We start from the raw sequence: 13,579 nt of genomic DNA on the forward strand, positions 1-13,579 counted from the left end.
TTTAAAGCTTTTGCATAATTAATTGATAAGATTTTTTCACTGTATATTCTTTTTGCAATAATTTCCATGAATTCTCACCCAGAATAGATAAATCTGCATCTGCAACATGCTCATTAATTATTACATTAATACTGTTTAGATCGCCTGCTAAAATTTTGTATCCACAATTTGCCTTTTCTATAATATCGCCAATATCTGTGTTCACATCAGTGGCTGCAATTACTGGCAACTTCATTTCCAAATATGACAACAGTCTGGATGGGAAATTGGGAATTAAGAAATTTTTATCCAAATAGATTAATCCCACATCACACGCTGCCAAAAGCTTATCATAATCTTCTTTAAATAAATGTTGAAGTAATTTTGCATTTTGTGGTTGATATGAATCAAACCAAGATTTAATTCTCGAGAATTCAGTTCCATCACCAACAATTAAAAAAAAAATCTCTTTATTTTTTACGCTTTTAATCGTGTCAAGTAAAAAATCTAATCCCTGGGGTTTGCCCAAATTACCACCATAAACTAAGATTTTTTTATCTAAAGGAACATCATATCTTTTTCTAATTTTATTCTTTTCCTCTTGTGTAAAATTAAAATGAATAGGTTCAATAGTGTTTGGATTTACTTCAACTTTATTAGGATTTACTTCAGGATTATGTTTTAATAAAAAATCAACGTTGGCAGGAGACATGCAACCAATGGTATCGGAAATTGAGTAAAGTTTTTTTTCCTTTTTAAGAAAATACTTATGAAGTAGCCCATCTTTTTTTATCATTTTCATATCCACCGCATTCTGTGGAAAAATATCTTTCAACAACAAATAAGTATAAGCATTATCTCGCTTCTTTATATATTTTACAACCTTATAAAAAGTAATAGGAGGTGTCGAATATAAGACTAAGTCAAATTTAGTATTAAATAGTAGCTTTCTAATTGCTGAAAGATACTGATATTCAATCGCCAGTGTACCAATTCCTTTTTCAATAAAATTAGTTTTTTGTATATTAAGTGTCTTAACCAATAAAATAGAAACCCCATTTTCTATAATTAATTGAGTTGATAGCTTTACCCTTCGCTCTACTGGAGACACTATAGTAATATGGTGCCCCTCATCGCGAAATTTCCGTATCAAATCAGGATATATTCCTCTATCCTCGATTGAAGTTATCTTGGAAAGTGTTAGAAAAAGAATCTTCATAGTTTATTAAATTTCTTCACTCCAAACGGTTCTTTTGATATAATCTGTATAAGAAATGATAATTCTTAACATCTTGTCGGACACATTCGGCATCGAATAATCTGATACTGGGCGGAAATTTCTTTCACTACCTACTTTTTGTTGTAAAACTTGAACTAACCCTTGCAAAATGCGTGTGGGCGACAAACCAACCATCATTACTGAAGCTTCTTCCATCGCTTCAGGTCGTTCGTGTGCTTGACGGATATTTAAGGCTCTAAAATTTAAAATAGACGATTCCTCAGAAATGGTTCCTGAATCTGACAATACACCATAAGAGTGCATTTGCAATGCATTGTAATCGTGGAAACCTAATGGCTTTAAGAATTGAACTTCTGGGCGCATCTCGATTTGCATTTTGTCAATCATGTTTTTTGTCCGCGGATGCGTAGAAACAATGATTGGATACTGATATTTTTCAGCAATCGCATTCAAAGAAGCCATTAAACCTTGAAAGTTTTTCTCAGAATTAATATTTTCCTCCCTGTGCGCAGAAACAACAAAGAATTTTCTCTTTTCTAAGTTTAATTTTTCTAAAACATTTGAAGCATTAATCCGTGGCAAATAATGATTCAACACCTCATACATTGGTGAACCAGTTTTAATAATTCTATCGGCTGGTAAACCCTCTCTCAAAAGATACTCACGAGCAATATCTGAATAGGTTAAATTGATATCTGAAATGTGATCTACAATTTTACGGTTAGTTTCTTCAGGTACACGTTGATCGAAACACCTATTTCCCGCTTCCATGTGAAAAATAGGAATATGACGTTTTTTTGCAGGAATCGCACATAGACAAGAATTAGTATCACCTAAAACTAAAAATGCATCTGGCTTTAATTCTTCTAATAAAGGATCTACTTTAATCAAAATATTTCCAATTGTTTCTGTTGCTGTTGTTCCAGCAGCCCCTAAGAAATAGTCAGGTTTACGAAGCCCTAAATCTTCAAAGAAAATTTGATTTAACTCGTAATCGTAGTTTTGTCCTGTGTGAACAATAACATGTTCGATCGCCTCAGAGACATCCAAAGCTGATAATACTCTTGACAATCTAATGATTTCTGGCCGAGTTCCCACAACCGTCATTACTTTTAATTTTTTCATTCTATCTTTAACGATTAAACAGTTTCAAAATAAGTGTCTGCATCTTCAGGATTAAAAGGTTCGTTAATCCAAAAGATTGTGTACAATTCTTCCTCGCCGATATTTTTTATATTATGTGTATACCAAATTGGCATATCAACATAAGCAGGTTCGTTTCCATCTAAATAATAATCTAACACTTCGTTCGTATTAATTTTACGAAGTTGAATTAAAGCTTTTCCTTTGATTACGGCAAAACGTTCAATTTTTCTCGTATGATAGTGATTCCCTCTTGTTATCCCTGGAACCGTAGTTGAAAATGAACACTGACCGCCAATACCTAAACGAATTACTTCAACAAATGCTCCTCTTGGATCATTATGTTGCGTAAACTTAACGGGGTAATGTGCTTTGTAATCAATGTACGAACGATAGGTGTTGAATAAATTATGTTCGAATTGATTATTGATCACAGGAATTTCTCCGCCATCAAAATATTTTGCTTTATAGTTATTTAGCAAAACTAAAACTTCTGAAACCTTCTTAAAAGCAGTAGGTTTCACTAACAATTCAGCTTTACTCTCTGAACTGCTAATTTCTTTTATAATTGTGTCAACTAACTCTTGAACATAAATCAACTTTACCTCCCCATCATTCGCAATACTTGGCTTTTCGCCATGGGTTAACTGATAACAAAAAGTTGCTATAAAGGAGTTATAATAAGGTTTACCAAAAGCACCGAATACATTTGGAATAATTAATCCAGTTACTTTTCCTCCGTATTTATCTGCCCAATTGACAATGGTGTTACGGCTTTCTTTTTTAGATTTCCCATAAAAATTATCCTGTTCTTCTTGAGTTGATGAAGACATTAGTACATGCGCTTGAGAATTTGTTCTCTTTAATGACTCAACCAATCTTTGGGTAAGACGAACATTGGTTTCGTAAATAAATTGTTCGCTTTCGTGACGGTTCATTGCTGCTAAATGTACAACTACATCACATTGTCCTATAAATTTATCCAATTCTTCCACATCTTCAAAATATTCTTTTTGAAAATCAATTCTTTGAAAATCTTCAGGAAACAATCCCAAGGTATTATATAAATGACTACCAACGAAACCATTCTGCCCCGTAATTCCTATTTTTTTCATAGTTTATTTTTAAAATAATCGATTGGGAAACGATATTCATCTTTAATTTCTCCTAAAGCATAATCTGCAAAAACAAGCAGCTTACAGTGTTCCTCTTTCGCTTGAATTGCTGTAATACAACCAGAAGGAATATGCAGATAAGTTAAGCTTTTGTCTGTTAACTCATATTTCCTAATGTTTAAATTTTTTGATGGGTTTTTGAAATCATCAACTTTAATAACAGAAATCTCAAATTTCCCTTTCATAGAGGCAAACCAACGTTGCTCAATTTTATGTCCTTGCCATCCTCTAATAAAATCTATTGAATGATTTTCTATTGTGTAAATTCTCTTTACTTCACTGGCATCAAACTCATTATTATGAGTGATGATTCCTCTATCATCTTCGTGTTTATCCCCTTTTAAAATAGACATCAATTATTACTAATGAGGATATTGCATTACATCTTCTCCAAAAATTTCTTTGCGAATTAATGGTAAAGTAGAAATTAATTTCTTCAAACCTTCAACACCTTGCTGCTCTGTATTGTGCGAATGATAGTCTTCAATTTTAGCAACATCTGCTTCTCCCTCAGAAAAATATTTAGCATAATTTAAATCTCTATTATCTGCAGGAACACGATAGAAATCACCCATATCTTCGGCTTTCATCATTTCTTCTCGCGTACATAAAGTTTCGTACAATTTTTCACCATGTCTTGTTCCTATAACTTTTATTGGAACTTTTTTTCCTGTCATTTCAATTAAAGCTTGAGCAAGATCTCCAATACTTCCTGCAGGTGCTTTATTTACAAATAAATCACCTGGATTAGCATGTTCAAAAGCAAATAATACTAAGTCAACCGCATCTTCTAACGACATGAAAAAACGAGACATATTAGGATCAGTAATTGTAATAGGCTCACCTTTTTGAATCTGATTTAAAAACAAAGGAATAACTGAACCGCGAGAAGCCATTACATTACCATAACGGGTTAAGCAAACTACTGTATCTGTTAAATTACGAGATTCGGCAACTGCCACTTTTTCCATCATTGCTTTAGAAATACCCATGGCGTTAATTGGATAAGCAGCTTTATCGGTTGATAGACAAATAACTTTTTTTACCTTGTTAGTAGCAGCGGCCCTTATCACATTCTGAGTGCCTTCCACATTAGTTTTAACAGCTTGCATTGGGAAAAATTCGCAAGAAGGTACTTGTTTCAGTGCTGCTGCATGGAAAATATAATCTACGCCTAAAGTAGCAGGTAATACGGAATTATAATCTCTTACATCACCTAAGTAATATTTTATTTTATTATTTTTATAAAGATTACGCATATCATCTTGTTTTTTCTCATCACGAGAAAAAATACGTATTTCTTTAAAATGATTTGTTTCTAAAAAACGGTTGAGTACAGCTGTTCCAAATGAACCGGTTCCCCCTGTAATTAGAAGTGTTTTATCTTTAATTTGCATAATTATTTTTTCTTACTCCTGTATAAAATTTGTGCTTTTTTCGTAAATCATTAATATCACATTAAATCGCATATAAAGCCGAATAAACTCATACATCTATATCTTATAGAAGATTAAATTATTCACTCTTTGAAAAGTTGAAACTTGATCAGATTTTAAAACTTCGTTTTTTAATCTAATTAGGTAAGGGTTGCATAGTTTGTTTAAATTTACCTCAACCACGTTTATTAAATAGCTTATTAATTAGATGAAACCCATCTTAACTTAATTCAGATTATTATTAGTTTGATTTTAAATTTTTCGTCCAGACAAAATTGAAAAATAAAAAAGACATATAATAATTAAATGATTGTATGATTATAACTTTTAATTTTCTCCATAATGTCGAGATATTTTTTAGTTCTATCCAAACTTGTGCCAAATCTTTTTAAATTATCCTTCCCTTTATTTATTAATTCTTTTCTCAAAGATTCATTTGTGTACAATTCGAATATAGCATCAGCATATTTTTCAGCTTCTAAAGGATTGCAGAATAAAGCTGCATCACCACAAATTTCCTTAGAGAAAGCCAAATCTGATGTTATTATTGGTTTTTCCATGTACATAGCTTCTAAGTATGTTGCTGAGAAAACCTCTAAAAGAGTTGGCATAAAAGAAATCGTTGATTTTTGATACAGTTCTGGTATTTGATTCAAAGATACTTTTCCTAAGTATTCAATATTCTTATCAAACTTTGAATCGAAATTCAACTCATTTTTCGATATAGTAATTATAAATTTGAAATCTGAAAAGTTATATTTTTTCTCTAAAACTTCAATCACTTTAGGAACAATTCCTATATTTTTATGTTTGTAATATGCCGTTAAACATAATATATTAAATGATTTTGGCAGAAGATAATCCAATGGCTCCCATCTATTTTTATCTAAAAAAATTTCATTTAAGGTATTATTAACCGTAAAAGTTTTTATATTATTTGGTAATTTCTTAGCTATTATGCTTTCAGCATTAATTGACTCAAATATCAACGCATTAGAGTTTTTAATAAATGCTCTTTTCTTAATAACTCCTAATATTTTATATTGCAATCGTTCCAGAAATGGAATTAATTTAAAAAATGGAGAATTGGGATAAATTAAGTACGGAATAGCAAAGCCAACAATTTTAGGAAAACTACTTTTATGATAGGAAGGACCAAATGTTGTAAAAATAACATCAGGTTTTATTCTATTCTCAATGTCAAAAACTTCCTTACTCCTCTTTTTTATTGATTTGAGTGATAATTCATTTAAATCAAAAAATATGAAGTTTTGAGGAAATATTCTTTTTTCGATGCTATTCTTACTGTTGAATGATTGAATTACAAAATATTCATTATCTAAAGAAAGTGATCTCAAATCATTTAAAAAAGAACTTCCAACTTGTATTCCTCCTCCAACAATTAGATTTGAATGATCAATTAATATTTTCATAGACTGTTGGTAAATTTTATGATTTTTTCAGTTTGTACTTTTGCATTCTTTGTCTCAACAACGAAAGATCTCGCCATCCGCCCCATTTCTAACATCTCTTCTATCTGCATATTTTCTAAATCGTCAAAAAAATTACTTAAGGCATTAATACTCTCATCTTCCAAGGAAAAGCAATAATCAAAATATTCTTCGGGGATTCCTTGTAATCGATACATAAAAGTAGCTGTTCCAGATAGATAATATTCAATTACTTTTGATGGAAATGAGTATTTAGTAAATTCTCCTTTAGAACTCCTTGGGTTTATCAATAGAAAAGCTTCAGATTGCTTTTTGATAACTTCTTCTCTCGCTATTTGCCCCAAATATTTTATAGTACTAATATTTTTAATTTTTTCCAACATAACCCCTTTCCCATCTCCATCGCCACAAACATGCAATTCAATATCTTTATTTTTTGATAATAAAAAGGCTTCTATTAAATTCATTATTCCATGACGTAAATCTAAAGAGCCAGAATAAAAAATAACTTTATTGGAAACGTTAATATTTTTTTTATAAATTTTATTCTGGGGATTTAATACTCCTTCTATAACGATAAAGGGTTTGTTATTAACTTCTAATGGCAACATTTCTCCCATTGATTTAGTTAAATAAACAAAGCCATCAATTTCACTTTTAGCATTCGCAAGAGTTCGTCTATTATTTTCTTCTAATTGACGGTGTAAAAAACCTTTGTTGCTATGTGTAAATCCAATAATATCAGGAATCATTACAATAATTTTACAATTTGGGTTTATGCTTTTAATCAATTTTAAGGCTTTTAAAAAAGGTGTGTACAAATCGTACACGAAAACATAATCAACCCCACTTAAAATGTGTTTGTTTTTTGTAATATAATTATTTAAGTTTTTCTGTATAGAAAAATGTTTAAGTAGATTAATATTATAGAAATCAATGTTGTACCCAACTAATGCATCTGTATTATCAAATTTAAAGCCTATACTTTTTACCTTTTTAAATTTAAATGGGAAAGCCCCTATATTTGGAACATTTAAAGCATAAACATCTACTAAATTTTGCTTAAAACCGTCAAGTAAAGCTCTTTGTAAGCTATCATTAGCATTTGAAATAGCTCCTAAACTATTGGAAATAAAAAATGATTTATTTTTATTTGGTAATAAAGAAGATAAGAAAAGTAATTTACCCATGATTTGGATTTTTTTTGAACCTATTATTAAAGTAAAACCAGAAAATCACTAATACCATCAGCCTAAAAATCCCAACTGTGGTAAAAAAATTTCCTTTTATATTAGCAATCAACATGATTGCTATGCATAAAAAACCTAAATACTTTTCTCCACTATTTTTTACCTTTGAAAATTTGAATAGATTATATAATATAAATCCGAAAATAGAAATGTACATGATTCCTCCATAAGCTAACTGAATAATATAACCCACATCAGATGATTCTCCAAAAACATTTACAAAGATATTTCTTCCGGTTCCAAATAACCATTCCCATCCATTTTCTGGAAGCACTAACATATCTCCAAAAAGTGTATCGAACGTATTGCCTCCAGTTGTTCTTTGTCCACTAGAAAAATCAGAGAGCTGTGTAAAGAAATCCAATCCCCATTCTATAGTTTGTTTCTGCTCTTCGAATAGTTTAGTTTGAAATAATAATAAATAACCAACTAAGCCTCCAAAAAATAGAAATAAAATTTGCTTAACTTTAAAATTCAAAATAAAATAAAGAATAAGACCTAATAATATTGGCAAAAATCCAATTCTAGCATTAAATAAAACGGAAATAAAGAATAAAGGTAAGGTATATAAAATCTTCGCATTCTTTTTGCTATAAAACAAAACAAAAGGAACCATTAATCCTTGAATCAGCCCGTACGAAAAAGTTAAACTTTCTGATACCCCAAAAGTTCTATTAGCCAGTGATTCCGTGAATTCGTCATTTTTTAACAGACTATAACGAACAAAATCTGACAGTGAGCTATTTAAAATTAGCGTTAAAGTTATTAGGCCTGCTACAGTAGCTACTTTTATAACATCTAAAATTAAATCTTCCCTTTTTAGACTATTGTAAAACATAATAATTCCAATAGGGATAATAAATATCTCAAACACCAGCATCAGGTTGGGAACAAAAAACACAAACCCTTGTGGATTATTTATTTCGCGCAAAAAGGAAAAAAATATGACAAATAAGATTAATGCAATATAATACTTTACAGCGATTACATATTTATAAAATTTTTCATTTAATAAGATCGGAATAAAGAAAAGATATAAAGCGAATTTTGGTGAAACAGGAAAAAATATAAAAGGAGGATTATATATATAAATATATAACAACATGAGAAAAAATAAATATTTAATATGCTTAAATATCTTCGAATTAAGACTCATTATTTTATGACTTTTTTAAAGATTTTTTTTATAAAAGTAGCTGGTTCAAATAAAAGGGCATGCATCTTTGATTTATTTAAAGCTTCTAAAAATGCAATCTCCTGTAATAACTTTTTCGCCTTCTTACTAATTATTTTTTCAAATTTAAAATTTGAATATTCATTAAAAAGTGTTAATAGTTTAATATGTTGATGATATACAAAAACCATTTCATTTTTATAAATAGAGGATGCACTGGTTCCATTAAACACAACTCTATAGACAGACATTATTTCTTCATCGAAATGAATTCTGCCTTTGTTCATATTCAAAAGAGCTAAAGTATAATCTCCGCTGTAAATATCCGTGAACCAAACAGGTAAATTACGAATTATATTCATCCTGAATACCATACTGGCAGTTGGAACAACCCAATCGTTTACAATATGTGTAGGTTCTAACTCTAATGACTTTTTTAGTTTATTAAAAGGGTGGCTTTTTTTTGTTACATCTTCATATATGGTGAGTGCATTATGACAGCTTAATGAAAAATCTTCATTTTTTTCTAAAAAATCGATTTGCTTTTGAAGTTTTAAAGAATTAGTCCAATAATCATCTCCTTCACAAAAAGCAATATACTTACCTCTTGCTAAACTAAATGCATCCATAGAGTTAGACATCATGCCTATATTAACTCTATGTGAGATATAATTTACTTTTATATTAGCAGGTGCCTCTTTTATAATTTCAGTTATAATAGCATCTGTATTATCAGGAGAACAGTCATTTGCGATGATCAATTCAACGTCAAAATTTGTTTGTTGATTAAAAACACCTTTAATGGCCTCTTCAATATAATTCTCGTGACCATAAGTAATCATCACCACACTAATTAGTGGTGTTTCTATATTAATCATATTTTTTTACACTATTTAGTATCAGCAAAACTAACCCAACTATTTAATAAACCTATAAAATCGGTATTTTAACTCTTATAGTAATGACACCGTTTAGATTTATAGCATGACCGAATCCTGACTAATAATTTTAATACTTTTTTAAACCTAAATATATAATCTAAGTATATTAGTTATTCTGAACTCTCAATAATAATCTGCAAATGTGATCAATCTCTTCCAATGTTAAGTCGTAATAAAAAGGCAAACAAAGTACCCTTTTTGAAACATCATCTGTTATCTCCATTTTTTGAGGTACCAAGTAAGGTAAAGCGCTTGCCAAAGAGGGATAAAAATATCTTCTCGTACCAATTTCATTCAGTTTCAATTCATCAATGCATTTCAACATTAATTTTTCTGATTTAAATACTATAGGATAGTAAGCATAATTATTATTAGAATTTTCGTGCCAGGAAGGAATTCTTGCTTGAAGATTTTTTAGTTTCTCATTATATCTATCAAATAATAACTTCCTTTTTTGATGAATATTTTCTACATAATTTAAATTTGCCAAGCCCATTGCTGCATGAAATTCAGAATTTTTGCCGTTAAGCCCTAATTCACAAAAGGTATCGAAACCTGAGATACCGAAATTTCTTATATGGGCAAGTTTTTTTAAGAGTTCAGCATCTTTTGTAATGATCAATCCTCCTTCTCCTGAGTGAAATAATTTTGTTGCATGAAGACTGCAGGTCGATATATCCCCGTATTCAAAAACAGATTTACCATTGACCTTGACACCAAAAGCATGTGCAGCATCGTAAATAACTTTTAAATGATGTCTTTTAGCTATTTCTTCAATCTTAACAACATCACATGGATTTCCGTAAACATGTGTTGCCAAAATTGCAGTGGTTTTTTCCGTAATACTTGCTTCAATTTTTGTAGCATCTATATTAAGCGAATCTTTATCTATATCCACAAAAATAGGTTTACAGTTTTCCCAAACGATACAACTTGTAGTTGCTATAAATGAAAACGGTGTTGTAATAATCTCACCTTTTAAATCTAATGCTTTTATAGCCATTTGTAACGCAACTGTACCATTAGTTACAAAAAGTAGATGATTTATATTTAAAAATTCTTTAAGTTTTATTTCTAAACCACTGGCCAATGGCCCCATATTTGTAAGCCACTGTCTTTGCCAAATTCCAGTTAAATATTCTTGATATTCATTTAAAGGCGGCAGAAAAGGTTTATTTACTGGTATCATTTTTTATAATAAGGTTCTTAATGTCGTTAATACTTTCGAATTTAAATAACCATGCTAATAAAGTATAACAGGCTACTCCTATTGAACTACAAATAATTAAGCGCAGAAAATAAGACTTGTTCAATAGTGCATTATCTAAAAAAAAGACAACTATCCCCATTACAATTGTGAATAAAAAGATAGGGGTTAGATCTTTCAACTGAGCGAACATTGTATATTTCAGCATTTTACCAGCATAATATGTATTTATGAACAGCGCTAAAAATGAGCAAATTAATTGCCCCCAAAGCAAGGCATAAAAACCAAAGTACATTGATATAGGTAAAACTATTACAACCAATATTTTTTTGAGAACCTCTAATCTAAGAAATAAATCACTTCTCCCCTTTACTTGTAATATAATAAGATTATATAAATGTATAGGATATAAAACTCCAGACAAACATATAATCTGAAATATTGGAACCATTTTCATCCATTTATCAGTAAAAAGAAATCTAACTAATGGATCTGCTAAAACTCCCATCAAGACTATAATTGGTGTTATAATAAACAAGACCAACATCATAACTTTTTTATAGGCTTCTTTCAATTTTGGAATGTCATCTTGAATCTTCGAAAAAATTGGAAAAATCACTCGATTTAATGCCCCTGAAATATTACCGATAGGCAGCATCATCAATGATGAAGATCTGGCATAATAACCGACTTGCGAAGGCGAATAAAATCTCCCAATAACAAGTTGGTAAATATTTGTAAATATGATATCTAAAACACCAGAGATTGTAAGTTTATAACCATAATGAAAATGCTCATGAAATTTAATTTTGTTGAAAACCAATTTAGGATGCCAATCTGAAGTAACCCACAAAAATAAACTTACAAGCGAAGCATTTACTATTGCAGAAACTACTAAACTCCAAACACCATAATTTAAGTAAGCCATCAATATACCTACTAAACTACTCAGTAAAAGTGCAGGAAAATTAATAAATGCCTGCTTCTTGAACTTTAATTCTTTTGTAAGGATCGTATTTTGGACTGTACCAAAGGCGGATATAATAAATGTAAGGCCATAAACCTGTGTTATTCTTGTAAGCTGTGGCTGATAATAAAACTTTGCAATATAGGGCGCCCCAATAAAGATTAGACCATATATAAAAATACTACAGCCCAAATTAAAGTAGAAAACGGTTGAGTAATCTTCTTGATTAAGTTCTTTTGATCTAATTAAAGAACTGGTAAGCCCTCCCTCAAATAATACGGTTCCAATCCCAATAAAAATTGCTAACATTCCAATTAGCCCGAAATCCTCGGGTAATAAAATACGTGCTAATACAAGAGAAACCAAAAATGTTACCAATTGCCCTCCAAATTGCTGGCAATAAGTCCATATCATACCAGAAATAGCCTGTTTTCTTAAAGACATTATTTATAAATTACGTGTTCTTCTGAAAAAAGAAAATCATATAGCCATAATTAGGTTTGAATTGTTTTTTTGTACTTCCTTCTTAACACTAAAATCATTACAATAATAAGGCCAGAGACCCCTCCTCCGAGAACGACTCCTTTCGCTTTACTAAATTTTTCTTTATATAAGGGATAGATAGGCTCATCAACAACTTGAATTAATGGTGTTTCTTTCAACAAGACCATTTTACTCATTTCCAAGTTTTGTACTAAGGCACCTAAAACGGCCTTATTTGTTTCAGCGGAAAACTGAGCTCTTTGTGTAGGAACGACTCGCTGTACCTGCCTTGTTGGATTAAGGTTTGGAGTAGCATCACTAACAGCCACAGCAGTATAAATGGCACCATTCATTACCGCCCTAACCGAATCGGTCTGAAGCTGCAAAATTCTTACATTATCTTGTGATTTTTTAGTTTTAGTTTGAATATAAAAATCATTAACATTTTTAACCAACTCATCATTAAAAGCTTTGGCAAAAAATTCATCTGGTGCTTTTACATTAACTTGTATGGTACTTAATTTTTTATCTGGCTTAGCAACTAACAGATAATTCTTATTAATATCCATTACAATTACTCCTAAAATGCTATCGCGTAAGCGATTTGGTACTAAGAAACTACTCCTACCCTCTAAACTGTCAACTGAAAAGCGTAAATTAAGTAATTCGGTTTTTTTTACCCATTTTTTTCTTAGTTCATTAAAGTCAATATATTTTTCAACTAACAATTGCTTTTCCCCATTAATATCAATAGGGGTGAGCAATGTTTTCTCAAGCATAGTTCTTGATTTATATAGTTGTAGTATATTATCTCCCTGAAATATACCTCCGCCGGCACCACCTAAATCCACTCCGGCCATTGAAGCAAGCCCAGCGAGATTCCCAAAACCTCCACCACCCTTTTCATCTTCCAAAACAAATGTTGTAGTTGCTGTATAGAACGCTTTTTTACTATAAGCATAATAAAAACCTAAAGCACCACCTAAGAGACCAAAAATTAAAATAATTAACCATTTCGATAAAAGATATCCCCACCACTCATGAATTTTAAGAATAACTTCTCTTAGTGTGATTTCCTCACTCTGCTCAACCGAATTATTTTGTTGACTTGCTGTTGCCATTATTTGTTTAAG

The 13,579-nt window shown here is 30.6% G+C and carries 12 protein-coding genes; all 12 read right to left on the reverse strand.

The window, feature by feature from the left end; all coding sequences use genetic code 11:
• Window position 1: 1 nt before the first annotated feature.
• On the reverse strand, window positions 2–1,198 hold the full coding sequence (locus R2Q77_RS02520) for a glycosyltransferase family 4 protein (RefSeq protein ID WP_316802133.1): 1,197 nt from the start codon (window positions 1,196–1,198) through the stop codon (window positions 2–4).
• A gap of 6 nt (window positions 1,199–1,204) precedes the next feature.
• Window positions 1,205–2,344: a non-hydrolyzing UDP-N-acetylglucosamine 2-epimerase gene (gene wecB / locus R2Q77_RS02525; RefSeq protein ID WP_316802134.1), complete on the reverse strand. Its 1,140-nt coding sequence runs from the start codon at window positions 2,342–2,344 to the stop codon at window positions 1,205–1,207.
• Between the two features lie 14 nt (window positions 2,345–2,358).
• Window positions 2,359–3,477: an NAD-dependent epimerase/dehydratase family protein gene (locus R2Q77_RS02530; RefSeq protein ID WP_316802135.1), complete on the reverse strand. Its 1,119-nt coding sequence runs from the start codon at window positions 3,475–3,477 to the stop codon at window positions 2,359–2,361.
• On the reverse strand, window positions 3,474–3,890 hold the full coding sequence (locus R2Q77_RS02535; RefSeq protein WP_316802136.1) for a WxcM-like domain-containing protein: 417 nt from the start codon (window positions 3,888–3,890) through the stop codon (window positions 3,474–3,476). Before R2Q77_RS02535 ends, R2Q77_RS02530 begins: the two co-directional genes overlap by 4 nt.
• A gap of 9 nt (window positions 3,891–3,899) precedes the next feature.
• On the reverse strand, window positions 3,900–4,934 hold the full coding sequence (locus R2Q77_RS02540; protein ID WP_316802137.1) for a polysaccharide biosynthesis protein: 1,035 nt from the start codon (window positions 4,932–4,934) through the stop codon (window positions 3,900–3,902).
• A gap of 341 nt (window positions 4,935–5,275) precedes the next feature.
• Window positions 5,276–6,406 (reverse strand): glycosyltransferase, encoded by a 1,131-nt coding sequence (locus R2Q77_RS02545; protein WP_316802138.1) that lies wholly within the window; start codon window positions 6,404–6,406, stop codon window positions 5,276–5,278.
• Window positions 6,403–7,614: a glycosyltransferase gene (locus R2Q77_RS02550; protein ID WP_316802139.1), complete on the reverse strand. Its 1,212-nt coding sequence runs from the start codon at window positions 7,612–7,614 to the stop codon at window positions 6,403–6,405. The genes R2Q77_RS02545 and R2Q77_RS02550 overlap by 4 nt, the downstream gene beginning before the upstream one ends.
• Complete coding sequence (locus R2Q77_RS02555; RefSeq protein WP_316802140.1) at window positions 7,607–8,779, reverse strand: hypothetical protein; 1,173 nt, start codon at window positions 8,777–8,779, stop codon at window positions 7,607–7,609. The genes R2Q77_RS02550 and R2Q77_RS02555 overlap by 8 nt, the downstream gene beginning before the upstream one ends.
• Window positions 8,780–8,829: 50 nt before the next feature.
• Entirely contained in the window at window positions 8,830–9,726 is an 897-nt protein-coding gene (locus R2Q77_RS02560) for a glycosyltransferase family 2 protein (protein ID WP_316802141.1), read from the reverse strand.
• A 169-nt stretch (window positions 9,727–9,895) separates the two neighbouring features.
• The gene (locus R2Q77_RS02565; protein ID WP_316802142.1) at window positions 9,896–10,978 is read right to left on the reverse strand and encodes a DegT/DnrJ/EryC1/StrS family aminotransferase; all 1,083 of its coding nucleotides are present in this window, start codon (window positions 10,976–10,978) and stop codon (window positions 9,896–9,898) included.
• Window positions 10,962–12,407, reverse strand: a complete 1,446-nt coding sequence (locus tag R2Q77_RS02570; RefSeq protein ID WP_316802143.1) for a lipopolysaccharide biosynthesis protein — start codon at window positions 12,405–12,407, stop codon at window positions 10,962–10,964. Before R2Q77_RS02570 ends, R2Q77_RS02565 begins: the two co-directional genes overlap by 17 nt.
• A gap of 50 nt (window positions 12,408–12,457) precedes the next feature.
• On the reverse strand, window positions 12,458–13,567 hold the full coding sequence (locus tag R2Q77_RS02575; protein ID WP_316802144.1) for a lipopolysaccharide biosynthesis protein: 1,110 nt from the start codon (window positions 13,565–13,567) through the stop codon (window positions 12,458–12,460).
• Between the last annotated feature and the right edge of the window lie 12 nt (window positions 13,568–13,579).

This window comes from Pedobacter nototheniae (assembly GCF_032678625.1).
Classification (GTDB): Bacteria; Bacteroidota; Bacteroidia; order Sphingobacteriales; family Sphingobacteriaceae; genus Pedobacter; species Pedobacter nototheniae_A.